Raw genomic sequence first — 26,491 nt, 5'->3', positions numbered from 1 at the left:
ACCATTTATAATGGCTCGTATGAGGTTCCTCATTCGAGCCGTTTTTATTTAGGGATAATAAATAATGCAAAATGCACCAGAATCAGTACTAAATGCACTCGTTCCTATGGTGGTTGAACAAACCGCTAAAGGTGAGCGTTCATACGATATCTATTCTCGTTTACTTAAAGAGCGTGTCATCTTCTTAGTGGGTCAGGTTGAAGAGCATATGGCTAACCTTATTGTGGCTCAGCTATTGTTTTTAGAATCAGAGAATCCAGATCAAGACATTTCTCTTTATATTAACTCTCCAGGAGGCTCGGTCACTGCAGGTATGGCTATTTATGACACCATGCAGTTCATTAAGCCTAATGTCAGTACTGTGTGTATTGGGCAAGCGGCAAGTATGGGGGCTTTTTTACTCGCCGGTGGGGCGAAGGGTAAGCGTCATTGTTTACCTAATTCACGTGTTATGATCCATCAACCACTGGGTGGTTTTCAAGGTCAGGCTTCTGACATTGCGATACATGCGCAAGAGATCCTTGGCATTAAAAACAAATTAAACCAAATTTTGGCCGATCATACCGGTCAGCCTTTGGAGGTTATTGAGGGTGACACAGACCGTGATAACTTTATGAGCGCAGCACAAGCTGCTGAATATGGCTTAGTTGACTCAGTGTTTGAGCAACGGGGCTGATTTTTATCTTTGGCTGAGCTATGATAAGTGTAGGCTGTAGGTGATTTAGACGGTAGTGCAGACTGTTCAAGAGGTAGAGTAATGAGTGATAACAAAAGTACAGGTGATAGTGGGAAACTACTCTACTGCTCTTTTTGTGGTAAGAGCCAACATGAGGTGAGAAAACTCATTGCAGGCCCTTCAGTGTACGTTTGCGATGAGTGTGTAGAGCTTTGCAACGACATCATCAGGGAAGAGATTAAAGAAATCTCACCTAAGCAAGATCAAGATAAGTTACCAACTCCACATGAGTTAAGAGCGCATTTAGACGATTATGTCATAGGACAAGACAAGGCCAAAAAAGTGTTGTCGGTTGCGGTATATAATCACTATAAGCGTTTAAAGAATGCGGATCCTAAACAGGATGTAGAGCTTGGTAAGAGTAACATATTGCTAATTGGTCCTACAGGTAGTGGTAAAACCTTATTAGCAGAAACACTTGCGCGTTTATTGAATGTTCCTTTCACCATGGCCGATGCAACTACGCTGACTGAAGCGGGTTATGTGGGTGAAGATGTTGAAAATATCATTCAGAAATTACTGCAAAAGTGTGATTATGATGTTGACAAGGCACAACGAGGCATCGTTTATATCGATGAGATTGACAAAATCAGTCGTAAGTCGGACAACCCGTCAATTACCCGTGATGTCTCTGGTGAAGGTGTACAGCAAGCTTTGCTTAAGCTGATTGAAGGGACTGTTGCAGCTGTGCCTCCTCAAGGTGGGCGTAAACACCCACAGCAAGAGTTCTTACAAGTAGATACTTCTAAGATCCTCTTTATCTGTGGTGGTGCATTCTCTGGGTTAGAGAAAGTGATTCAACAACGTGCTCACACGGGAACCGGTATTGGTTTTAGTGCACAAGTTAAAGGTGAAGACGATAAGGCGACAATCTCTGAAACCTTAATGCAAGTCGAGCCTGAAGATTTGGTTAAATACGGGTTAATTCCAGAGTTTATTGGACGCCTTCCTGTGCTTGCTACACTGGCTGAGCTTGACGATGAGGCGTTAGTACAGATATTATCTGAGCCTAAGAATGCCTTGACTAAGCAATTCTCAGCGTTGTTCGAAATGGAAGAGGTAGAACTTGAGTTCCGTGAAGATGCGCTTAAAGCGATAGCGGTCAAAGCCAAGACACGTAAAACTGGTGCGCGTGGTCTCCGTTCTATCGTTGAGGGGATCTTACTTGATGTTATGTATGATCTTCCTTCTATTGATAATGTGGCCAAAGTGGTTATAGATGAATCAGTCGTTAATGGGGAGTCGACGCCGATCCTCATTTACGAAAATAGTGAATCTAAAGCGGCAGGCGCTGAACAATAATTCAGCGAACCCCTCATAAGTTGAAAAACTGGAGCCTATATGGCTCCTTTTTTATACTCTCGGCTTATTAAATGGCTATTAGCTATTGAAACCAATCAATTCATCCCAATATACTGATGAGTATTATCAGCAAACGGAATCGAGCTATGACACAAGAGAGTGAAGCGCGAATCGAACTACCCGTACTGCCACTAAGAGATGTTGTGGTGTATCCCCATATGGTCATTCCGTTATTCGTAGGACGGGAAAAGTCTATTCGTTGTCTGGAAACAGCGATGGAGCAAGACAAACAAATTATTTTAGTTGCTCAGCGAGATGCTGAGCAGGACGAGCCAAGTACCGATGACATTTTTGAGGTAGGCACAGTCGCATCAATTTTACAGTTATTAAAACTGCCTGATGGCACGGTTAAAGTGTTGGTCGAAGGCGTCAAGCGCGCACGTATTGAAAAATACACAGATGAAGAGTCATTTTTCGTTGCGACAGCCCTGTACCTCGAGTCTGAGCCAATGGCTGAGAAAGAAGAAGAAGTACTGGTACGTTCTGCTGTAGGGCAATTTGAAGGTTACATCAAGCTTAATAAGAAAATCCCTCCTGAAGTACTTACTTCATTATCGGGCATCGATGAAGCGCCGCGTTTAGCCGATACCATGGCTGCGCACATGCCGCTTAAGCTTGAAGATAAGCAATCTGTCTTGGAGATGGTTGATGTTTCTGAGCGCCTTGAATATTTGATGGCGATGATGGAGTCAGAAATTGACTTACTTCAAGTTGAAAAGCGGATCCGTTCTCGCGTTAAAAAGCAGATGGAAAAGAGCCAGCGAGAGTATTATCTTAACGAGCAGATGAAGGCGATTCAAAAAGAGCTTGGGGACATTGACGAATCCCATGATGAATTTGAATCCTTAGCACGTAAGATTGAAGACGCTAAAATGCCTGAAGAGGCCAAAGATAAAGCCACTGCTGAGCTGAACAAATTAAAAATGATGTCACCTATGTCGGCAGAAGCGACGGTGGTTCGCAGCTATGTTGATTGGATGATATCAGTGCCTTGGCATAAGCGTTCAAAAATTAAACGTGATCTAGCCAAAGCGCAAGATTTACTTGATGCAGATCATTTTGGACTTGAAAAAGTCAAAGAACGCATTTTAGAATACCTTGCGGTTCAAAGTCGAGTTAGGCAGCTCAAAGGTCCTATTTTGTGTTTAGTTGGGCCACCAGGGGTTGGGAAAACATCGTTAGGTCAGTCAATTGCTAAAGCCACCGGACGTCAATATGTACGTGTTGCGTTAGGTGGGGTGCGTGATGAGGCTGAGATCCGTGGTCATCGCCGAACTTATATTGGTTCCATGCCGGGTAAAGTCATTCAAAAAATGGCTAAAGTTGGGGTTAAAAATCCACTTTTCTTACTCGATGAAATCGATAAAATGAGTTCAGATATGCGCGGCGACCCCGCATCGGCTTTGTTAGAGGTACTGGATCCTGAACAGAATTCTAGTTTTAGTGACCATTACTTAGAAGTCGATTATGATCTGTCTGATGTGATGTTTGTTGCCACATCTAACTCGATGAATATCCCAGGTCCATTATTGGACCGTATGGAAGTGATCCGTCTTTCTGGTTACACCGAAGATGAAAAACTTAACATTGCTAAGCAGCACTTGTTGCAAAAACAGATCGAACGCAATGGACTTAAGCCTAAAGAGGTGACCGTTCACGATTGTGCCATTATAGGCATTATTCGTTACTACACCCGTGAAGCGGGAGTACGTTCACTTGAGCGTGAGTTGTCGAAAATTTGCCGTAAAGTGGTTAAGCAAATTTTGCTCGATAAGAGTGTTAAACATATTGATGTGACCCAAGACAACCTTAAGTCATTCTTAGGCGTGCAGCGTTGTGATTATGGTAAAGCGGAATCGAATAACCAAATTGGCCAAGTGACGGGACTTGCATGGACTGAAGTTGGGGGTGATTTACTGACCATTGAAGCGACATCAGTGCCAGGCAAAGGTAAGCTTAGTTATACAGGTTCGCTGGGTGATGTAATGCAAGAATCGATTCAAGCTGCCATGACTGTGGTCAGAGCTCGTGTTGATCAATTAGGCATCAATCCTGATTTTTACGAAAAACGAGACATCCATGTGCATGTACCAGAAGGGGCAACGCCCAAAGATGGTCCATCTGCCGGCGCTGCGATGTGCACCGCATTAGTGTCAAGTTTAACCGGTAATCCTGTACGAGCCGATGTTGCCATGACAGGAGAAATTACCCTGCGCGGTGAAGTGCTTCCCATTGGTGGATTGAAAGAGAAACTGCTTGCAGCGCACCGTGGTGGCATAAAAGTGGTGTTGATTCCGAAAGAGAATGAGCGTGATTTGGAAGAGATTCCCGCTAATGTCGTTGCTGATCTGACAATTCATTCAGTGCGTTGGGTGGACGAAGTCTTGAAATTGGCGTTAGAACGTCCAGTTGAAGGCTTTGAAATCGTGAAAAATTTGGGTTAATGCAAAAATACTTACCAATAGCAGTAAAAAAAATGCAAAAAGGGGCTTTTTAAAGTCGTGAGCTGTGGTAGCCTAGGTTAGCAGTTAGCTCACTGTTCTCAAGCCCTTGCGGCAACTGCTTTTGAGCTATTTTTTAATAATATATATTTGCTTTTCCTGTAGAGCTTGAAATTTAATTTCAAGCTTGTTATAAAAGCTTCGTAGACCATTCCAGTGAAGGAGTTGGTTGCGATACAGAAAACTACATTCAAGGGGATGACATGAACAAATCTGAATTAATCGAGAAAATCGCTTCTGGTGCGGACATTACTAAAGCTGCCGCTGAACGCGCATTGAACTCTTTCATTGGGGCTGTTACCGACGGCTTAAAAGATGGCGATAAGATTTCTCTTGTTGGTTTTGGTACTTTTGAAGTGCGTCAACGCGCAGAACGTACTGGTCGTAATCCACAGACGGGTGCAGAAATAAAGATTGCTGCGGCTAATATTCCTGCATTTAAAGCAGGAAAAGCGCTAAAAGACGCTGTCAACTAAGACAGTGTTGGCCTTATCAGGCTTTATACTCTCTTAATGAGCTTCTTATAGAGATAAAGCACTGCTCATTGGCGGTGTTTATCGACAGTAAGTATGGTAAGGATGAGTTGAGCCTTAGCTTGGCTTAGCCTTAATGTTTACGAAAAGGCGCATCTCGAACACCGTGATGCGCCTTTTTATTTTTTTATCGCAACGAGCGAGATATCTAATGTTAGAGAAGATTCGCGAAGGTTCACAAGGCGTGATTGCAAAAAGCATTCTGGTTCTTGTCATACTGTCCTTTGCATTTACTGGTGTGAGTAGTTATTTAGGTTCATCAACAGAGGTTGCTGCAGCGACGGTTAATGGTGAAGATATCAGTGAATCGGCTTTGGAACAGGCTTATCAAAGTGAGCGTGCTCGTTTAGAGCAACAACTCGGTGAAATGTACGGCGCCCTTGCTGCTGATGACAGTTATTTAGCCAGTGTTAAACAAAGTGTTTTAGAACGTCTAGTGTCTGAAAAACTACTTGATCAAAGTGCCGCTGATCTGGGTTTACGAGTGTCTGATGAACAAATTAAAACGGCTATTATGACAGAGCCGGCATTTCAAACTGATGGCCAGTTTGATAATGATCGCTATCAGTCCATTTTACGTCAGTTAGGTTATCAAGCGAATACGTTTAGAAACATGATGCGTACCGACATGACTCGTCGTCAGCTTGTGGCTTCATTAGTGGGTTCTGAGTTTGTTTTACCGGGCGAGACGGATAACCTTGCGGCTATTCAGGGGCAAACGCGTGATCTTCGTTACCATATCGTCGATGCAACACCTTATATTGCTAAAGTTGAGGTAACGGATGAGCAAGCTAAGGCGTTTTACGATACTAACTTAGCCCAGTTCATGAGCCCTGAAACCTTGAGCCTTGAGTATATTGAACTTAATGCAAAAAATATGGCGAAGGATGTGGTTGTCACCGACGAAGAAGCCCAGACTTTCTATGTAGAGAATAAGTCACAATACCTCAAAGCTGAGAAACGTCTTGCCGGCCACATACTGGTGAACATCGGTGATGATGACTCTGCGGCAAAAGCGAAAGCTGATGCCATCTATAAGCAATTACAAGCGGGTGAAGACTTTGCAGAATTGGCCAAAGCAGAATCTGAAGATACCTTTAGTGGTGAGCAAGGCGGACAGCTAGATTGGTTTGAACAAGGGGTGATGGAGCCTGCATTTGATGAGGTATTGTACTCATTATCTAATGGCGAGTATTCTGAGGTGGTTAAAACAAGCTTTGGTTACCACATCATTAAGTTACTTGATGTTCAACCCAGTATAGAATCTCCTTTTGACGAAGTTAAAGCAAAAATCATTACGCAGCTTAAAGAAGATCAGGCGATTGATACTTATCTTGATTTACAGCAAATCTTGGCAGATGTCAGTTACGAAGTGCCAGATACTCTCAATGATGCAGCCAAAGAGTTAGGCGTGAGCGTTAACACCACTGCTGTGTTTACTCGTGATCAAGCGCCAGCCCCTTTTGATAGTCCAAAGGTACTCAAAGCGGCATTTTCTAATAATGTGTTGTTCGATGGCATGAACAGTGATGTGATTGAAGTGGGAGCTAACCATGCGATGGTTATACGTATGAAATCGCATACTCCAGCAGGCACATTAGAGTTTGCTAAAGTGAAATCGAATATTGTTGCACGCTTACAGCAAGAAAAAGCCAATGAAATCGTCAGAGAAAAAGCTCAGACACTCATGGCTTCTTTTCCAGACACTGACGTTAGCTTTAGCACTAAGTTAGCAGCGGGTCGTTTTGACAAAGATATCGATGGAGCCATTATCAATAAGGCATTTCAAATGGCACAGCCTGCTGACACTGCTACGGTCGATACGGTTGCACTTGCTTCAGGTTATGCCGTTATCGTACTCGATAAAGTCAATGCGGCTGAAAAGGCTGATGAGAATATGCTAGGTGCACTTAAGCAAAGGTTAGGTGCTCAATACAGCGAAGGCAGTTATCGTGCACTTATCGCCACATTAAAAGCCAGAGGCGATGTGGTTTACTCCTCTGTACAATAAGACTGGAGTAAGCACTAGGAACAAAAAAGTCAGCATTCGCTGACTTTTTTATGTTTGGAACATTTATGTCACTCTTGTTTAGAATAAAAGCGCCAGGGATAGATATAAATTGACGTTATGTCTGGAGTATTTATCCTGTAGCCCATGAAAGTGTAATAAGCTGGCGACACTTATCACTTAGAGTGAAACTGAGAAAAAGACTGTAATCTTGAAAGCGCCAAGCACTATTGTAGTCAGGCAAGAGGCATGCGATGCTTTTATCAAATAGAAAAACCGTACTTGAAGCTGTGCAAGAGAGAAATTCAATGCGTTGGCCTAACAGAATAAGCTATCGGTTCGGTCATGTTGAACCTGATTAATGTACCCGATGAAGAAACGATAAATCTAGCGTAAAATTTAAACTAAGAGTGTGAACTACCTTGAAAAACACTGTCACAAAAATTCTGCTTCGTATAAAAAAATCAACCATTTTTTCAAAAACAACCATGAAAGATAACAGGCCCTAAGAAAATATTTTTTACTTCTCTAATGTGGTGTACTTCCTATGAAACTAGGAGTTTGATACAATTTAGATTGCCAATGAAGGATTTAAGGTCCTAGGTAATGTTCAACGAATTCTTGACTGTAAAATAAATTATTTATCCCTCACTGAATCGTCAATTTTTTTATAATTTTTTTGTTATAAAGTTAAGATCAGTAAAGCTAAACGTAAAGAGTTAACTAATCATGAAAGCTTGGTATCTACTATATTGCAAGCCTCGCGGTGAGGCGAGGGCTGTACATCACTTAACCCTGCAAAATATTGAGTCATATCTGCCGACTATATGTGAAGAAAAGAAGGTTAAGGGGCAAATTAGCATCAAGCGGATCCCTCTTTTTCCTAGTTATTTATTTATTCATTTTGACCCTCAAGTTACCAGTGTTGCCCGCATCCATTCGACTCGCGGTGTAGGGCGTATTATTGGTTGCAATGAGTCAATGACGCCTATCGATGACACTATTATCCATAGCATTCGCATGCGTGAGCATAAGCTGCTATCTGAATTGCTACCAGCAAGTGAACTCTCAAAGGGATGCCTAGAAAGTTTGGATACGGTAGAACTGAGTTTTGGCGATCCAATTATGTTCACAGACGGACCATTTGCAAAACTTGAAGGGATTTTTGATGAGGCAAATGGTGATAAACGTTGCCATGTATTATTTGAGATTATGGGGCAGAAAAAAAGAGTATCAGTGCCAAGAAATAGCATTAAACCCGTTTGAGTAAGATGGTATTGACAATCGAATAAGTGTGGAGTTGATACCCTATCTTAAGGGATTTATTTTGTGCTGTAATTAGCCATGCCTCGTTTTTATGTTAAGCACAATAGCTGGCTTGTTAAGGTTTTTTTTTGCTGAGGTAGCCATTTGTGAGTCGATGGGTGATATGTACCATGCCAGCTTGCTGTTTTTTTGAATAAACATCAAAATACCCCACGAAACTTAATGACAATTAAATTATCTAGAATGATACCTATCGAGATTTGGTCTGAGTATTGATGGGACTAGTAGGGTAAAAGTACCCCCTTGATGTTTGAGGTTGGATTTTTAATGAGCAGCAATTTTAAATACAATAGCGTATAATGCGTCGCTTATCAAAACTTAGTACCCAATTTATAGTACCAATCAGGCCAATAAATGAGTAGCATTTTGACCCTACCTAATATATTAGAGTCAAGAGAATAAAATAGTAGTAAAAAAATGTGAGTGTCGCTAAGTGCGTCGGGCAATCTGGAAGCCGTAATCCATGGGCGGTAGCGTGTCTGAATACAGTGAGTTTTAGCCTGTAAACGTCCTGTTTTTGAGTCTTTTGTCGATTTAACTAAAGGTTTCTCATTATGGCAAAGCAATCAAAGGTCATTGAAAGGGTGCAAGCTCTGGCTAGAGTGAATGATGATATTGCTGCAATTTGGTTATATGTTCGAGAAGAGAAGAGAAGAGAATATACAGCCAGTTTGAACACCAAGTGATCGAGAATAAGTATTATGACTGAATCCGCGGACACCACAGGTTTGCAGCTTTATTTAGCGCAGTCAGACAATCTGTTATTACTTTAATTAGCTTCAACCTGCAAATTGAGTGTTTTTTTCTCTTTCTCAGCCTTAATCTTAACCTTTTTATTCATTTTTCTAGCTTGTGATTTACTGCACTGTGCTAGATGTTTAGTTCTATCAACGGAGATAATCTGTGTTATTCAAAACCAAAAAAATACTTATAGCAGGTGTCAGCGCACTCGTGTTGTTAAGCTCGCAAGTACAGGCTATTACGCCTTCTCCGCAAATGATAGAACAATTTATGACCTTACCTAAAGCTGAACAGGAAAGGTTGGCTCAGCAATACGGTATTGACCCGTCTATGCTCTCAGGGGAGAATGGTGCACCAAATCAGCTAGAGAATCCCAACCTAGTTGATGAACGACAGCAGTTTGATAAAAGTGGCCAACCTATTTATAACAACAAGCGCAACAATGATCATAATGTTAATTATTATGATAATAATAATGATAATGATGGATATGGCAGAAATGAAAAAGAAAAGCTTAACTTTGATGAAGATAAAGGTGAGTTGAAACGTTTTGGTTATGAGCTGTTTAGAGGTGAACCGACAACGTTTGCACCAGTTTCTGATGTACCAGTTCCCAGTGAGTATTTAGTTGGTCCAGGGGACAATGTTAAAGTTCAACTTTATGGTAAAGATAATGAAGAATACGACCTTGTTATTAATCGTGAAGGGGAAATTCAATTTCCAAAACTTGGAACAATTTCTGCTAATGGGTTAACTTTTTCTGAATTACGGAAAAATTTAACCTTACGTATTAACCAGCAAATGATTGGTATTGAATCCAATATTACAATGGGTAAATTACGTTCTATCCGTATTTTTATTGCAGGTGATGCTTACAAGCCTGGTTCATATACAGTGTCAAGCCTTTCTACTGTTACTCAAGCTTTGTTTGTTGCTGGTGGTGTGAATGAGATAGGCTCTTTGCGTAATATTCAAGTCAAGCGTAATGGTAAACTTGTGGCTAGAATGGATTTGTATGATCTATTGCTGCGTGGAGATGCATCGGGTGATGTTCGGCTACGTTCCGGTGATGTGGTATTTATTCCATCGGTGGGAGGGTTAGTCAGTGTCACTGGTGAAGTACGCCGCCCTGCTATTTATGAGCTTAAAAAAAATGAGACCATGGCGCAAGTTATCGACATGGCTGCAGGTGTTAAACCTGGCGCATACCCAAAGCGGAGCAGCGTTGAGCGTTTCAATGCTAATAGTTTAAAAACTATCTTAAATGTCGATTTAACCTCCAATGCAGGTAAAGCAACCCCAGCGGTAGCAGGCGATGTTATTCGAGTAAAAAGTGCCACAACACAATATGAAGATGCCATTACAGTCGTGGGCGCTGTAGTTAGACCGGGTAAATATCAGTGGTATCAAGGCCAGAAAATAAGTAACTTAATACCTTCCATTTGGGGGGATTTGTCTGTTTCTGCCGATTTAGAATACGCCATTATTATTCGTGAAATAAATAAACAGGGTGATATTCAGATTTATCAATTTTCTCCAGTTAAAGCAATTAACGGTAAAGAGTTGTCTCAAGATTTACTCCTTAATGCGCGTGATAAAATTATTTTCTTTAATTTCAGTGACGAGATTCAAAATCGCTACGAGTTAAATAAGTTAGTTAAAGAGCGAGTTGAAAAGGTTCAATCATTAACAGGTGATTCTTTAGTCAGTAGCGACTTGTTCAGTGAAGGTTTCTCTCAACTCAATAAGAAGAAATTCTCTGCTCGTACTGAATTAGGTGGTGTAGCCCTGAAGCCTAAAGAGGAAGAAGACGAGGTAGTAGTCGCGGCCAAAGCAGTTGAAGCTGAAGTAAACAAGATGTTGATTAATCTTTTTGAGGACATTGACTTAATTAAATTAAGTGGTGTGATGAACCGGGAAGAATTGCTCTACCCTGTGATCAAAAAACTGTCATTCCAAGGTCGAGCGGGGATGGGGGTACAAACAGTTAGAATAAACGGGACTGTTAATCATCCTGGTCTTTATCCTCTAAGCATCAATGCTAGAGTAAAGGATTTAATTGTCGCTGCTGGTGGTTTAGAAGAGGGGGCTTATACCGCTCGAGCAGAGATCACAAGTACATCAACAACGATAAATGGTTCTAAAATCAGTCACAAAAATGTTGCTCTAGATGTAGCTTTACAAGGTGATGAACAACAAAATGTTGTGTTAAAGGAACGTGATATTTTAACAGTGATGACCACTCCTGATTGGCAAGAAAGCAAGTCGATTGAAATTCACGGGGAAGTCAAATTTCCGGGGCAATACAATATACGCCGTGGAGAAACACTTAAAGATGTGATTAATCGTGCAGGCGGGTTTACCGAGTATGCATCCCTTCCCTCTGCAGTTTTTGTGCGTGAGTCTATTCGCCAGCAAGAACAATTAGAAATTAAAAAGCTTGCCAATCAACTACGTCGAGATATCGCCACTCGTGGTGTATCGAAAGATGGTGGTGTGGCCAATTACGCCGATGCACAAAAGATGCTAACAGATCTTGAAACAATTCAAGCGGTAGGGCGTCTAGTAGTTGATTTATCTGCGATTTCAGTAGGTATAGAACAAGCTGATTTACGATTAGAAGACTCAGATATTCTTTATGTGCCATCGACGAAACAAACAATTGCTGTGATGGGTGAAGTGCAGCATGCGGCGACTCATCGATATAAAAAGGGTTTAACGTTAGAACAGTATTTAGCGATGTCAGGGGGGGAGAGAGAACGAGCTGATGGTGATAGAACTTATGTTATCAAGGCCAATGGCGCTGTGATGTTACCGAGCCATTCAATCTGGTTCAGTAATGAAGACACTTTAGAGCCGGGGGATACAATAATAGTCCCGCTTGATACTGAATATACTGACAACCTAACCCTTTGGACTAAAATCACGCAAATCATCGCCAATGCTGCTATCGCATTCGGTACAGTTGCTGGTTTATAAAGTATTTGAAATGTGTAGAGTACTTTGATTACACCTAGAACAGTGGCGAGTTTAATAATGACTCCGTTTGTCCTAGGTGCATGAAAGGATAATTGCTTTGCTTACATAGCCGCAAAGCACTCTAGTAGCCTAGAAGTGCAGCATTCTATTTTTCCAAACGATAAATGAGTTATGACTAAACAAATACAACCAAACTACATTGATGCTAATTTTCCAGCTAAACAGGAATATCAGACTGAGGAAATTGATTTTCGTGAACTTTTTAGAGCCATTTTTCAAGGTAAATGGATAATTGCTGCTATTACTGCTGTGTTTGCAATCGTTTCGGTCACTTTTGCTGTTATGTTACCTGATATTTATAAATCAGAAGCTTTACTAGCGCCAGCGAGTGAAGAACAAAATGGTAGTATGAATGGTTTGGCTGGTCAATTTGGTGGATTGGCTAGTTTGGCTGGTATTAATTTTGGTGCTAGTGGGGGAGTTGATAAGGTGAAAATGGCGATTGAAGTGATGAAGTCACGTCAATTTACTAATGATTTTATTCAAAATCACAATATTCTTCCAGATTTAATGGCTGCTAAGAAGTGGAATATGTCTGACGATAGCATAAGCTACGATAACGAAATATATGATGTATCAAAAAATAAATGGCTTCGTAAAGTCAATCCACCGTATAAAGCCAAGCCTTCGATGCAAGAAGCATTTAATGAGTTTAGACAAATAATGGACGTCCATATAGATAAAGAGAACAGTATGATCACTGTGGCAGTTAAACACCTTTCTCCGACAGTAGCATATCAATGGGTAACTTGGCTGGTAAAAGACATCAATAAAGTGATGAAGGAACGTGATGTTAATGAGGCTAATCGAAGTACAGAATTTTTAACTACTCAAATTGGGCTAACAAATGTTGCTGATATTCGTTCGGTGCTTTATAAATTGATAGAAGAGCAAGCTAAGACGATTATGTTTGCAGAGGTGCGTGATGAGTATGCTTTCAAGACAATAGATCCAGCGATTATACCTGAAGTTAAATCAAGTCCTAAGCGTGGCATAATTAGCATTCTAGGTACATTAATTGGCTTTATGCTTGGATTTAGTATTGTATTAATTCGATATGCAATGAAATCTAAAAGTCCAAATTAAAATATATTTTAAAAATAGACGATTTTTATCAGTATCAATAGCTAAACATAATTAGAAGCTTAATTGTTACTTAATTTAGGGTTGTTTTATGGTGGAAGTTATTACTAGGGACTTTCTTAGTGAAAAATTAAAAAATCTCACATGGAATATTTTTTTTGAGAGTAAGGGAAGAGGGATTAATTTTGAACGTCATTTTCCATGGGTCCAATTAGAGTCTACATATTGGACTGTTGAAGCTGTTGAAGCTGAGTGCATACTAGGTGGACTTATAGTAAGAGAAATAGAAATTTTTAATGGTGATGAAATTGAATTGGTTGGCTGCATTTCCCTTGTGTGTGTACTCCCTCTTTATAGAGGAAAAGGAATCGTTAATCGACTATTCAAAAAAGTGATAGAATTAGCTAATAAAAAAAAGTATGCAGCGTTAACCCTTTGGACTAACCAACATTATTTATATGAAAAAAAAGGGTTTATTGTTTATGATCAATCAGTATATGGCACTGCAACAAGTCCTGAGCAGGTTTATAACTCACAAATAAATGAATACATATGTGAAGCTCTTCCAAGTCATGTTGGTCTGCCTCCATTCGCCACTTCTGGGAATAATTATTCTTCAAATGAGTCTAGTGTTTCAATTATTTGGGATAATAAAGGTGGGATAGTTGTAGACTGGAGCGGCTCTGATAAAGAGGTGTGTTGTTTGATCACGAATATACTTCCCAATACATTTAGGATTAATGCTCATCATGGTTGTTCATTAATAGAACAGATGTATGTAGATGGTTTTTCTATTGAAGTTAAGCCTGTAAATCTCCAAATGTGGCTTAAACTTAAAAATTGTATTGACATTTCAAAAATAGAAGCCGCCGGTGATTTTAAAATATTAAATAGGATTTGAAATGATTCCACTAGTAAAAGTTGGATTGCCATCGAAAGAAATTTTAATGCCGCGATTAGAAGAAATACTGTACAGCGGAATGATCGGTGAAGGCGAAGCTGTTTATGAATTCGAAAGACAATTTCAAAAAAAATTTGAAGTTAATAATAGCATAGCAATGAGTAGTGGAACTGGAGCATTGCATTCTGCTTTGGTTTTAGCTGGAGTGAAGCGAGGTGATGAGGTTATTACGACAAGTATGACTGCGGAACCCACTAATATTGCAATTTTACAAGTTGGTGCAACTCCTGTTTTTGCTGATGTAGACGTTAACTCAGGAAATTTAGATCCAACTTCTATTCAAGATAAAATTAGTCATAAAACTAGAGCTATTGTTGTTGTTCATTATGCTGGTATTCCAGTGAGATTAAATGAAATTACTGACATCGCGAAGCAGTTTAATATATCACTCATTGAAGATTGTGCTCATGCCTTAGGTTCTAAATATCAGGGTAAAGGGGTAGGTAATTTTGGCGATTTTGGTATATTTTCCTTTCAGGCTATTAAGCATATGACGACAGTTGATGGCGGAGTTTTATCATTCAAAGATGAGAGGAGGTTACGTGACGCAAAAAAATTCAGATGGTTTGGTTTAGAAAAAGGAGTTCCTAGAACAGAAATTGATATAACATCTGTAGGCTATAAATATAATATGCATAACATAGCAGCGACTATCGGTTTGGCTCAGTTAAATGAGATCGATAATAGGATCGCTAAACATGTTGATAATGGTAGGTTTTTTGATAAAAACATTGGAGCTATTTCAGGGTTAAGTGTTCCTACATTTGATCAAGTAGCCGAACCTAGCTATTGGTTATATACAATATTTTCTGAGGATTCAGAAAATATTGAAAAAAGCTTAAGTGAGATAGGTGTACAAGCTTCAAAGTTACATCGTCCAAATCATTTTCATTCAATTTTTAAAGAGTACGCTGGCGACTTACCCCAGTTAGATGAATATTACAGAAAAATGATCCATATACCATGTGGATGGTGGGTTGATTTAGCTATTCGAGAAAAGATAGTAGAAGTGTTAAAAAAAGGGTAGTTAGAAAATGTCTAAAAAATTGTCACTTTTTGGTGTTGTATCAACAACAGAAATGCAAGATATAGCATGTGAAGTGTTAGAATCTGGACGAATAGCATCTGGCAAATATGTTGAATTATTCGAATCAAAATTTGCAAATTTAATAGAGCAACAGTATGTAATCTCTACAAATGATATGACTAACGCAATTCATCTTGCTCTGCGTTTATCCGGTGTAACTCAAGGTGATGAAGTTATAGCTACTGCTTTTAGTTGTATGGCAAGTAATTCACCGATAGCTTTATGTGGTGCAACAGCAGTCTGGGTTGATTTCAAGCCAAATAGTGTAGAAATTGATCTTGAATTATTCGAATTGAGTATATCTGAAAAAACTAAGGCTGCGATTGTTTATCATGTAGCTGGTTATCCAACACCGATTGATGAAATTGAATCTATATGTAAAAAACATGGAGTTAAACTAATAGAGGATTGTAACAATTCATTATTATCCATGGTTAATGGTAAATATGTTGGAGGTTTTGGAGATTTTTCCGTTTTTTCTTTTTATCCTAATCGCCAAATAAATACCACCGAAGGCGGGATGCTTATTTGTAAAAATCTTAAGGATTATGAGCTTGGAAAAAAACTTAGGCGCTTTGGCATTGATTCATCTTCATTTAGAAACTCTCTTGGAGAAATAAATTCACAATCTGATATTCCTATAGCTAGTTATTCAATGAATATGAATAACTTATGTGCTGCATTAGGTTATAGTCAAATTGATGATGTAAAAGACAACGCGATTATCGCTCAGAATAATGCACAGTTATATAATGAACTATTTTTAGATAATCCTTCAGTCCGCATAATGTCGATCTTGGAAGGTGCTAAAGCAGTCTTTTGGGTTTATTTAGTGCAAGTTGATGATCGAGATAAAGTTATTGAATTAATGAAAGAACATGAAATTAGTGTTTCAAGTTTACACCAACGAAATGATATTTATTCTTGCTTTAGTAGTAGTGATAATAATTCTTTAGATAATATAGCTGATTTACAAAAAACGATATTGGCACTTCCTTGTGGCTGGTGGTTATCTAGAAAAGATATAGAGTACATAGCAAATATTCTAAATTTGATTACATCAAAGACGATAAGTTCATTTAATAATGAAATCTAAAACAAATATCATCAATTTATTTTTTATTTTTACAAGTAAGACTGGTGGGATTTTAGTCGGTGTTTATTTTTTACCATTATTTAATGAAGTATTAGGTCAGCATTTATTTGGTATTGTTGCATTAATATTATCCTTACAGTCTTTACTCTTAACTCTTGATTTAGGTATGGCAACATTAGTCGGTAGAGATTTAGCTCTTAAAGATGAAAATCCAATAATAAAGATAAAAAATGCTGAATTAATAATATTTCTTTTTTACATTATACTCATCCCTATTGTTATTCCATTTTGTTTTTTTTTAGCTGGTAATGTTGTTTCAGTTTTTGATGTTTTTTTATTACTTGTCTTATTTTTTGTGTTGACGGTACAAAACATTTCATTTTCAGCTTTAATGGCCAAGCAAAAATATAAAACAAGTAGCTCACTACAATTTATTAGTGTTGTTTCTCGAGCATATATTACTTTATTTTATTTGCAGCATGTTGATAAAAGCATTTCTACATTTATTGAAGTTCAACTTGTAGTATCAATTATAAACTTTATATTTATAAGATTAATGGTTAGCTATAAAATAAGAACGCTTTTCAATCACATTAATAAAGTTACTTTAGAAGGCTGTCTTAGTTTAGTCAGCAGAGGCAAACCACTCATCGTAACGAGTCTTGCTGCGGCGGGTGTGATGCAATTAGATAAGGTTATAGTGACATCATTTTTATCACCATCACATCTAGTCCCTTATTTTTTGGCTTTTTCATTTTGTATGACACCGATATTAGCACTGGCCGGACCTGTAAAACAATTTTTCCAACCAAAAATAATTGTTGAACTTAATTCGAAAATTATTCACTTCAAACAAGTTGATTATTTTGTAATCGTAATGATGATCGTAACTGTAGTGCCTTCATTAATATTATGGATGTTTAGGCTTGATTTTTTAACATATTGGTTAGGTGAACATGCTGATTTATTACTAATATCATCATTCGTAAAAATATTAATGCCAGGAATGCTAATTGGAGCAATTGGATACATTCCAGTTGTATTAATGCTGGTTGTTGAAGATTTTAAGTTTCAAGCTTGTTTGTCAGTTATAACAGCTCTAACTGTTTTATTTTTTGTTGGTGTATTTTCAATGTATGAACGTATTGATCTAATATGCTGGTCATATAGTATCTATTTTCTTGTTATTTCAATCGCTTGTTGGTGGAGAATGTTACTAAATAAAAAAATTGGTCTAATTGCATTGTCAGCGTTAAAAAATACAATAATAGCTTTAGTTATTATTTGTAGTTTTTTTGTTATTGTAGGAATTATTAATGAATAAATTAAGAAGTATAAAGTTATTTTTTATAGAATGTCTTACCGCTTTACTAGCAACGCTACCGAATGATCGTTTTACATGTGAATTAAGAAGGTTTACTTATAATTATTTAGGATTTAATTTTGATTATAAAGTTAGAATCTTCAGAAATGTTCTATTACTTGGAAACATAAAAATAGGTAAAAACTCTTCGGTATCGAATAATTGCTCATTAAATGGATCTGAGTTAGGTATTGTTATTGGTGAAGATGTAATGATTGCTCCTGGTTGTTGCATTGTTGCATTCACACATGGAGTATCAATGCATAAACCAATGCGAGAACAAAAATTAATTGATGCAAAAATTGTTATAGGGAACAATGTCTGGATTGGAGCTAACTGTACAGTTATTGCAGGAGTTTGCATTGAAGATGGGGCAATTATTGCCGCAAATTCTATTGTTACAAAAAATGTTAAAGGAAATACTATCGTAGGTGGTGTTCCTGCAAAATTCATTAAGAATAGAGAATAATATGTTCAAAAATAAGACGTTATTAATAACTGGTGGTACAGGGTCATTTGGGAATACTGTATTAAAAAGATTTCTTAAAACAGATGTAAAGCAAATTATAGTATTTAGTCGTGATGAAAAAAAACAAGAAGACATGAGAATTAGTCTTTCAAATGACAAATTGAAATTTGTTATTGGCGATACGCGCGATTATAACAGTATTGCACAGGCAATGATTGGTGTTGATTATGTTTTTCATGCTGCAGCATTAAAGCAAGTTCCATCATGTGAATTTTATCCGATGGAAGCAGTTAAAACGAATGTTATTGGAACAGAAAACACGATAAATGCTGCTATTGCCAACAAAGTTAAACGTGTCATTCTACTTAGTACTGATAAGGCTGTATATCCAATTAATGCGATGGGAATTTCTAAAGCAATGGCTGAAAAAGTTATTGTAGCTAAATCTAGGCTGATACCAGAAGGCGGACCTGTTTTATGTTCTACACGATACGGTAATGTTATGGCATCAAGAGGGTCTGTCATTCCACTTTTTTTTGAAAAAATAAAAGCTGGGTTACCTTTGACAATTACCGATCCTAAGATGACCCGGTTTTTAATGTCACTTGAGGATTCTGTTGATCTAGTATTGCATGCTTTTGAAAATGGAAAGCAAGGGGATATATTTGTTCAAAAAGCTCCAGCTTCAACAATTGAAGATTTAGCTAAAGCTATTATGGGATTGTGTGGAAAAGAAATTAGCACAAAAATTATTGGTACTCGGCATGGTGAGAAACTATTCGAATCATTAGTTTCAAGAGAAGAAATGGTAAAAGCTGAGGATATGGGGAAGTATTACCGTATTCCAGCAGATAATAGAGATTTAAATTATGATAAATATATCTTAGAAGGTGAAGTCGATTTAAATAAAGTCGAAGATTACACATCTCATAGTACAAATCGTTTAGATGTAGAAGGTATTAAAGAGCTCTTACTTACGCTTAATTATGTTCAAAAAGAGCTTGATTAATAATTTTAATAACTATACTGTAGAAAACAATGCCACTCATTTCATTTATAGTACCAACTCATAATAGATTTAAATATGCTGTAAAAACAATTGCATCACTATTATCAATATCGAAAGATATTGAGATTGTAATATCTGATACCAGTAATAACAATTTACTTGATAACTACTGTCATACGCATAAAGATAAAAATCAAATTAAGCTTGTTAAACCAGGTGAAGGACTATCTGTTGTTGATAATTTTAATTACGGTTTGAAAAATGCGTCGGGCGAATTCCTTGTTTTTTTAGGAGATGATGACTTTGTTACTGACAATGTCATAGATGTTGCTAATTGGGCTAATGATAATTGCGTCGAATCTGTCAGATTTTCATTTCCAGTTACTTATTTCTGGCCCGATTTTAAACATCGACATAAAGGAAATGTTTTTTCTGGTACCTTAAACATTGCTGAGTATACTGGACTTGTAGTTAAACATGATACTAAAAAAGCTCTGGATGAGGCATTAAATGATTTTGGTCGTGGGGTGTTAAATATGCCTCGAGCATATTCAGGTATGATTTCTAGAAAATTAGCAGAGCGGATAATAACTAAATATGGGAAATTATTTGGAGGTGTTAGTCCAGATATTTATAGTTCAACATTAATATCTTATGAATCATTAAGTTCATATTTAATTGATTACCCTATTGTGGTTCCTGGTGCTTCTGGTGTAAGTACGTCTGGCTTGAGCGCAAAAGGAAAGCACACTGGAAAGCTAAGAGATAATCCTCACATAGGTGCGTTTAAAAATTTAGTTTGGGATGAACGTATTCCTGAATTCTATAGTGTCCCAACTGTCTGGTCTTATTCATTCCTTAAGGCTTTAGAGCAGATTGATGTGAAACAGAATGATATTAATTATTCAATCCTGTATTTACGTTGTTTTATTTATTATCCTCAATATAGAAAATTAACCTTCGATAGTGTTAAGTTTTTATCGAAAAACAATGGTTATCTCCCATTGTTATTTAATGTTATAAAATCACTGTTTAAAGAAATGAGTTGGGTTTTTTCAGTGCTTCTAAAGCGAGTAGTTAATAAACTGTCTTCAAGTAATGTTCGTATTTTAAATGATGTCAATGATGTTGTTGAAGCCAAAGTAAAGTGCGAAGCTGACATATCTAAAAATAAAAAGATAATCAACTATCCTAATATGGTAAAATAAATATTTGTATTGCCAGAATTTTCGTTTTTTAATATATATTATATAGGTGTCTTTTTGATTTATTTGCTTTTATTATTCGGAATTACATTGTATTTTATTATTGAAGAACGATTTTACAAATCGACTAGCATTATGGTTTTGTTGGTCATATGGTCTCCTGTTTTGTTTTTTTACTTTTTGTTTCCTGCTACTCAATATAATGTAGGAACTGATTATTTTTCATATAGGAATTATTATTCAAGTCCAGAATCAATTGATTTATATTACAGAAAAGGAGAGTTGGTTTTTTACTATATGTATAAAGCAATAATCAATAATCAACTCGGAGAACAATCGATATTTTATTTTTCCACATTGTTTAACACAATTTTATTTTCATTGATGCTGTTTAAATTAAGAAAGGCTGGTTTTAAAATATCAATAGTGTTTTTTTTGTTTTTTACTGTTACAGGTATATACCATAATCAAATGAATGGGTTGAGAGCATATATGGGTATAATGTGCTTTCCTTTGGTTTTCATATATTTAGCGGAATCTAAATATATTAAATCAGCCTCTTTTGGTATTTTGGCTATATTATCTCATTTTTCATCAGTAGTTTGTTTATTAATGATACCAATGAAATTAATGTTGGGTTTATCAAAAAGGAAATTGTTGGCATTATTTTGTGTAATACCATTTGTTTACGCTTCATTAATTAAATTCATCCCTTTTGTTGTTGAACTATTATTTTCAAGATATGCTCATTACCTTAATAGTGAATATGCAACAGGAGTATCGTTGGTTAATACGTTTTCCAAGTTGTATTATTTACCAATATATATGTTGTTTTGGTTTGTTTATATAAAAAGAAAGCCAATTACTACTTATATTAATTCTGTTCTGTTTAGGAGTTATTTTGATTTATCAATAGTCATTTGGATTGTATCTTATTGGTTTATTATATTGTCTTCGAAATACGGTTTCTTTTTTAGATTGCAGTCTGCTTTTATTGTTTTTTATATATTCCCAATTTATTACTTATTTCAATATCTTATAGATAAAAAAGAATTATTTGGTATTGTTGTTGTTATCTACATATATAATATTTCCTTACGTGATAAAAGTAACCATATTATCTAAGGGTGAGTATGCTTATGCTAATTACTTGTTTTCTTCTTTTTAATTACTAAGCAAGATGTTTTTAGTATGTTGTAGATAGAAGTAAGTAATAATATCAAGGGTTAATTATGAAAAAAAATAGATGTTTTAATATCAACGTATGGGAACAGAATTAAAAATTTACAGAACGTGTTATTGAAAAAAGAGCATGGTGTCAGATATTTAATTGGTCATCAATCCTCCTTAGATATTGAATTGTCAGATTTGAATTTTTTAAACCGAAATGATGTTGTTTACTATGCCTTAAGTTCTAAAGGTGTAACTAAAAGCAGAAACTTTTTATTAGACAAGGCTTCCTCTGATATTGTTTACTTTTGTGATGACGATATTATTTTAGAAAAAAATATTTTTTCCTCTATTTTAAAATCTCATAGCGAAACAGCTAATGAAGTTGTTACCTTTATCGTTAATGATTTAGAAGGGAATCCTAGAGGGAGCTTCCCTCAGTCAAAGATAAATAGGAATTATTTTAATATATTGTCAGTAGGTACTATTGAAATTAGTCTTAAACGTGAGTGCTATAACACTATCCGTTTTGCTGAAGATATGGGTGCGGGAGCCAATATACCTATTGGTGATGAGGCCGTATTTCTATCGGATTGTATTAAGAATGGCTTGAAAATACAATTTATCCCTATAGTTATATGTAAACACCCGTTGGAGTCTTCAGGCGGTACTGTGACAGAAAACAGCATGTTCGCAAGAGGAGTTGTATTTAGAAGAGTCTTTGGTCGCTGGGGCTGGTTTATTCTATTGCCTTTTTTCATTAAAAGACCAAAATTATTTTACTCATATGGTGGGAGAACTAAAGCATTTTTGACCTTTATTTCTGGTTTTACTAAATTATAATTTATTTTTGTTAATTATCTAAATGTGTTGGGTTATGAATATTTTATATCTACATCAATATTTTGCGACACCGAATTCAAATGCGGGTACTCGTTCTTATGAAATGGCCAAACGTTTTGTTGAACATGGGCATTCTGTGACTTTTGTCACGACTTCAGCTCTTTTATCATCAGAATATAGTTTTAGTAAAGGCTGGAACGTTATTCATATAGAAGGGATTAAACTTCATGTTTTGCATTTAGCATATTCGAATAAAGACTCCTTTATTAAACGAATATTTAAGTTTGTAAAATTTGCTATTTTTTCTACATTAAAATCCTTATCCTTGAAGGTCGATGTTGTTCTTGCTACAAGTACACCTTTAACAATTGCTGTGCCAGGTTTGGTCTATTCTAAAATAAAAAATAAACCGCTGGTATTCGAAGTTAGAGATTTGTGGCCTGAACTTCCGGTTGCTGTTGGTGCGATTAAAAACCCTGTTGTGATTAAACTTGCTGAATGGTTTGAAGCATATACTTATAAAAACTCCTCTCGTGTTGTAGGCTTATCTCCTGGAATGTGTGCTGGTATCGTTCGGCATGGTGTAGATGAAAGCCGTGTTACTTTAGCTACTAATAGTTGTGATACTGATTTGTTTGACGTTGATGCGTCAATTGGTATTCGTTATAAAGATGAGCATCTTTCATTTGTAGGTGATCGTAAATTAGTGGTGTATACCGGCACATTTGGTTTGATTAATAATGTTGAATATTTGGTCTTTTTAGCAAATGAAATGCAGAACGAGATGTCAGACGTGTGCTTCGTTGCTATTGGCGATGGAATGATGAAAGAGCAGGTAATCGCTAAAGCTAAGGAATTGGGAGTGTATCAAATAAATTTGTACATTTTACCTCCAGTACCGAAGACTGAAATAATCAAGTTACTTTCAGCAGCAGATTTAGCGTTATCGTTATTTGGTCCTATACCTGAAATGTGGCACAATTCTGCCAATAAATTGTTTGATGCATTAGCTTCTGTTACACCAATAGCGATAAACTATGGCGGTTGGCAAAAAGAATTTATTGATAAATATAATTGTGGTATTGTTCTTGATTCTGATGACTATACCAAGTCTGCACATCAAATATCAAAATTTTTAAATGAGGATATTGCTTATTCTTATGCTAAAAAGCAATGCGTGGAACTCGCATACAATCATTTTTCTAGGAATATAATGGCTGCTAAGTTAGAGAAGACATTACAGGATGCAACTGATGATTAAACGTTTGTTTGATATTGTAATTTCATTCACAGCATTAATATTTTTTTCTCCCATTCTCTTTATTATTTATCGAAAAGTGGAGTCTCATTTAGGCAAGCCTGTTCTATTTAAACAACATAGACCGGGCTTACATGGCCAGACTTTTAAAATGCTAAAGTTTAGAAGCATGAAAGATGCTGTCGATTGTCGAGGGAACACTTTACCAGATACAGAACGATTAACACTGTTCGGTAAGAAGTTAAGGTCATCGAGTCTTGATGAGCTGCCAGGACTGTGGAACGTGCTTAAAGGTGATATGAGTTTAGTTGGGCCTAGGCCTCTGTTGATCGAATATTTACCTTTATACAATAAAGCGCAAGCTAAGCGTCACAATGTTCGCCCTGGAATCACGGGTTGGGCACAGGTAAATGGCCGCAATGCGATTAGCTGGGATCAAAAATTTAAATTGGATGTTTGGTATGTCGAGAATCAATCTTTTTGGTTAGATATCAAAATACTGTTGCTGACAGTTAAAAAGGTATTTGTTAAAGAAGGGATCTCAGCTGAAGGGCACGCAACTATAGAACCTTTTAAAGGAAATAAACCATTATGAAGTCTTTAGCCATTCTTGGTGCGAGTGGTCATGGTAAAGTATTGGCCGATATTGCATTAGTTAATGGCTTTGAATCAATTCAATTCTTTGATGACTGTTACCCTGAGTTACAACAACTTGAAACTTGGCCTATATCCGGTAATACAGATACCTTATTGGCAAGTGTGCAAAGCTTTAGCGCTGTCATCGTCGGTATCGGGCATAATCAAACCCGTTTAGCAAAACAAACCACGTTGGAAAATGCTGGTGCAATTATGGCGACGTTAATTCATCCTAAGGCGATTGTGAGCCAGTTTGCTTCGATAAAACCGGGCAGCGTGGTTATGGCTGGTGCGGTGTTAAGCGCTTTTGCTACTCTAGGGCGAGCGAATATTATTAATACGGCTGCTACCGTTGATCACGATTGCAAATTGGCTGATGGAGTACATATTAGTCCAGGTGCTAATTTAGCGGGTGCGGTTAGCGTGGGTACTTGCACTTGGGTTGGATTGGGTGCTTGCGTTATTCAGTGTTTAAAAATAGGTGCGAATGTTATCGTTGGAGCTGGTTCAACTGTTATTCATTCAACGATAGATAATATTATGGTGGTTGGTTCGCCTGCGAAACAATCCACCTCATTACTTTAATTTTGTAATTTAGGAGTTCGTTGTGCTCAATTCCTCATTTTCACCTTGGCCGTCTTTTACACAAGATGAGGCTAATGCGGTTAGCCGCGTTATATTATCAAATAAAGTGAACTATTGGACTGGCACTGAATGTCGTGAATTTGAAAAAGAATTTGCTACTTTTGCTGGTACTGATTATGCAATTACCTTGAGCAATGGCACATTAGCTTTAGATATCGCCTTAAAAGCTTTAGATATCGGCATCGGAGACGAAGTGGTCACCACTCCTCGTACTTTTTTAGCTTCAGCCTCTTCAATCGTGACCAGTGGTGCTATTCCTGTTTTTGCAGATGTTGATTTAAATAGTCAAAATATTACTGCTGATACTATTGAAACTGTATTGACTCCAAATACTAAAGCTGTGATCGTCGTTCATTTAGCGGGTATGCCTGCAGAGATGGATGCCATTATGGCTCTTAGCAAGAAGCATGGTTTCTATGTGATTGAAGATTGTGCTCAAGCTCATGGAGCCAAGTATAAAGGGCGCTCAGTGGGCAGTATTGGACATATTGGCGCTTGGTCATTTTGCCAAGATAAGATCATGACTACAGGTGGGGAAGGCGGTATGGTGACGACAAATGATAAGTCACTATGGTCGACAATGTGGTCATATAAAGATCACGGTAAAAGCTTCGATGCTGTTTACAATAGGGAACACCCAGCAGGTTTTCGATGGTTGCATGAAAGCTTTGGTACCAATTGGCGCATGACTGAAATGCAGGCTGCAGTGGGAAGAATACAATTAACTCGAATGAGTGATTGGACTGCAAAGCGTCAAGCCAATGCTAAACAATTGGATCTAGCTGTGTCTGATTTACCTATTATCCAGTGTATAAAAGTACCTGATTACATAGAGCATGCACAGTACAAGCATTACATGTTTATTAAGCCTCATCTTCTTAAAGAGGGGTGGACAAGAGATAACATAGTAGCAGCCATTAACGCGAACAACGTACCTGTATATCAAGGAAGTTGTTCTGAGGTGTATTTAGAAAAAGCATTTGATGATACAGGTTGGCGTCCTAAAATTCGATTATGTAACGCGAAAGAATTAGGTGAAACGAGCCTAATGTTTCTTGTTCATCCCACCTTAACAGCAACTGAAATTGCGTTAACTTGTCGAGTTATTCGTCAGGTATTGCAAGAGGCTTCGATTAATCATTAAGCTTGTCTGGCAGTCATTACCTTTAGTGTTTACTGCTTCAGATTTGATGTGACCCTTTCATCATTAAAATAACCCACAGTAATCATAGTTACACTTGGTCAGTCCATAGTAGCTGTGGGTTTTATTCTTAAAGCTCTGCTTTTATGGTCAAGTATTTTATTTATACGTCATTATCAGAGTACAAAACGAATTGCTGATGAATATACTTTTTTGAAATATATTCCTCTTACCAGTTTGTGGCTCAGCCCCCCTCCACACATCCTTTTCGCAGACTTC

21 protein-coding genes and 1 pseudogene are annotated in these 26,491 nt (G+C 37.2%); all 22 read left to right on the top strand.

Translation table 11 applies throughout. From position 1 onward, the window contains the following. Positions 1 to 64 precede the first annotated feature (64 nt). The 22 genes and pseudogenes from clpP to HQQ94_RS16005 all read left to right on the top strand — a co-directional run bounded on the left by clpP (position 65) and on the right by HQQ94_RS16005 (position 26,215). Complete coding sequence (clpP, locus tag HQQ94_RS16105; protein WP_173295362.1) at positions 65 to 676, top strand: ATP-dependent Clp endopeptidase proteolytic subunit ClpP; 612 nt, start codon at positions 65 to 67, stop codon at positions 674 to 676. Positions 677 to 757: 81 nt separating this feature from the next. Further along, a complete protein-coding gene (gene clpX / locus HQQ94_RS16100; RefSeq protein ID WP_173295361.1) occupies positions 758 to 2,038 on the top strand; it encodes an ATP-dependent protease ATP-binding subunit ClpX in 1,281 nt (426 codons plus the stop codon). Positions 2,039 to 2,184: 146 nt separating this feature from the next. Beyond that, the gene (gene lon, locus HQQ94_RS16095; protein WP_173295360.1) at positions 2,185 to 4,542 is read left to right on the top strand and encodes an endopeptidase La; all 2,358 of its coding nucleotides are present in this window, start codon (positions 2,185 to 2,187) and stop codon (positions 4,540 to 4,542) included. Between the two features lie 260 nt (positions 4,543 to 4,802). Beyond that, positions 4,803 to 5,075 carry an HU family DNA-binding protein gene (locus HQQ94_RS16090; RefSeq protein ID WP_173295359.1) on the top strand — a complete coding sequence of 91 codons (273 nt, stop codon included), beginning with the start codon at positions 4,803 to 4,805 and terminating at the stop codon, positions 5,073 to 5,075. A gap of 208 nt (positions 5,076 to 5,283) precedes the next feature. Next, complete coding sequence (locus HQQ94_RS16085) at positions 5,284 to 7,143, top strand: SurA N-terminal domain-containing protein (protein WP_173295358.1); 1,860 nt, start codon at positions 5,284 to 5,286, stop codon at positions 7,141 to 7,143. Positions 7,144 to 7,869: 726 nt separating this feature from the next. Then, positions 7,870 to 8,406 carry a transcription/translation regulatory transformer protein RfaH gene (rfaH, locus tag HQQ94_RS16080; protein WP_173295357.1) on the top strand — a complete coding sequence of 179 codons (537 nt, stop codon included), beginning with the start codon at positions 7,870 to 7,872 and terminating at the stop codon, positions 8,404 to 8,406. Between the two features lie 614 nt (positions 8,407 to 9,020). Further along, complete coding sequence (locus HQQ94_RS22885; protein WP_302051850.1) at positions 9,021 to 9,152, top strand: hypothetical protein; 132 nt, start codon at positions 9,021 to 9,023, stop codon at positions 9,150 to 9,152. A gap of 217 nt (positions 9,153 to 9,369) precedes the next feature. Continuing rightward, on the top strand, positions 9,370 to 12,186 hold the full coding sequence (locus tag HQQ94_RS16075) for an SLBB domain-containing protein (RefSeq protein WP_173295356.1): 2,817 nt from the start codon (positions 9,370 to 9,372) through the stop codon (positions 12,184 to 12,186). A 171-nt stretch (positions 12,187 to 12,357) separates the two neighbouring features. After that, positions 12,358 to 13,332 carry a Wzz/FepE/Etk N-terminal domain-containing protein gene (locus HQQ94_RS16070; RefSeq protein ID WP_173295355.1) on the top strand — a complete coding sequence of 325 codons (975 nt, stop codon included), beginning with the start codon at positions 12,358 to 12,360 and terminating at the stop codon, positions 13,330 to 13,332. Between the two features lie 88 nt (positions 13,333 to 13,420). After that, the gene (locus tag HQQ94_RS16065; protein WP_173295354.1) at positions 13,421 to 14,230 is read left to right on the top strand and encodes a GNAT family N-acetyltransferase; all 810 of its coding nucleotides are present in this window, start codon (positions 13,421 to 13,423) and stop codon (positions 14,228 to 14,230) included. Position 14,231: 1 nt separating this feature from the next. After that, positions 14,232 to 15,317 (top strand): DegT/DnrJ/EryC1/StrS aminotransferase family protein, encoded by a 1,086-nt coding sequence (locus HQQ94_RS16060; protein WP_173295353.1) that lies wholly within the window; start codon positions 14,232 to 14,234, stop codon positions 15,315 to 15,317. A 7-nt stretch (positions 15,318 to 15,324) separates the two neighbouring features. Beyond that, on the top strand, positions 15,325 to 16,473 hold the full coding sequence (locus HQQ94_RS16055; RefSeq protein WP_173295352.1) for a DegT/DnrJ/EryC1/StrS aminotransferase family protein: 1,149 nt from the start codon (positions 15,325 to 15,327) through the stop codon (positions 16,471 to 16,473). Next, positions 16,463 to 17,797, top strand: coding sequence for a hypothetical protein (locus tag HQQ94_RS16050; RefSeq protein WP_173295351.1), 1,335 nt, complete (start codon positions 16,463 to 16,465; stop codon positions 17,795 to 17,797). The genes HQQ94_RS16055 and HQQ94_RS16050 overlap by 11 nt, the downstream gene beginning before the upstream one ends. Before the next feature lie 340 nt (positions 17,798 to 18,137). Then, a pseudogene (locus HQQ94_RS23120) lies at positions 18,138 to 18,299 on the top strand (DapH/DapD/GlmU-related protein); the annotation flags it as partial. A gap of 7 nt (positions 18,300 to 18,306) precedes the next feature. Further along, complete coding sequence (locus HQQ94_RS16040; protein WP_173295349.1) at positions 18,307 to 19,314, top strand: polysaccharide biosynthesis protein; 1,008 nt, start codon at positions 18,307 to 18,309, stop codon at positions 19,312 to 19,314. Positions 19,315 to 19,343: 29 nt separating this feature from the next. Beyond that, a complete protein-coding gene (locus HQQ94_RS16035) occupies positions 19,344 to 20,522 on the top strand; it encodes a glycosyltransferase family 2 protein (RefSeq protein WP_173295348.1) in 1,179 nt (392 codons plus the stop codon). 132 nt (positions 20,523 to 20,654) lie between these two features. After that, entirely contained in the window at positions 20,655 to 21,644 is a 990-nt protein-coding gene (locus HQQ94_RS23115; RefSeq protein WP_375335721.1) for an EpsG family protein, read from the top strand. 174 nt (positions 21,645 to 21,818) lie between these two features. Further along, a complete protein-coding gene (locus HQQ94_RS16025; protein WP_173295346.1) occupies positions 21,819 to 22,532 on the top strand; it encodes a glycosyltransferase family A protein in 714 nt (237 codons plus the stop codon). Positions 22,533 to 22,566: 34 nt separating this feature from the next. Then, the gene (locus tag HQQ94_RS16020) at positions 22,567 to 23,793 is read left to right on the top strand and encodes a glycosyltransferase family 4 protein (RefSeq protein ID WP_173295345.1); all 1,227 of its coding nucleotides are present in this window, start codon (positions 22,567 to 22,569) and stop codon (positions 23,791 to 23,793) included. Continuing rightward, positions 23,786 to 24,385, top strand: coding sequence for a sugar transferase (locus HQQ94_RS16015; protein ID WP_173295344.1), 600 nt, complete (start codon positions 23,786 to 23,788; stop codon positions 24,383 to 24,385). The genes HQQ94_RS16020 and HQQ94_RS16015 overlap by 8 nt, the downstream gene beginning before the upstream one ends. After that, positions 24,382 to 25,011: an acetyltransferase gene (locus HQQ94_RS16010; RefSeq protein WP_173295343.1), complete on the top strand. Its 630-nt coding sequence runs from the start codon at positions 24,382 to 24,384 to the stop codon at positions 25,009 to 25,011. The genes HQQ94_RS16015 and HQQ94_RS16010 overlap by 4 nt, the downstream gene beginning before the upstream one ends. 22 nt (positions 25,012 to 25,033) lie before the next feature. Then, a complete protein-coding gene (locus HQQ94_RS16005; protein ID WP_173295342.1) occupies positions 25,034 to 26,215 on the top strand; it encodes a DegT/DnrJ/EryC1/StrS aminotransferase family protein in 1,182 nt (393 codons plus the stop codon). Positions 26,216 to 26,491: the final 276 nt, after the last annotated feature.

The sequence above is a fragment of the Shewanella sp. VB17 genome, assembly GCF_013248905.1.
Taxonomy (GTDB): Bacteria; Pseudomonadota; Gammaproteobacteria; order Enterobacterales; family Shewanellaceae; genus Shewanella.
Note: the sequence above shows the minus strand (reverse complement) of the source record. Positions and strands in the feature narration are given on the sequence as shown.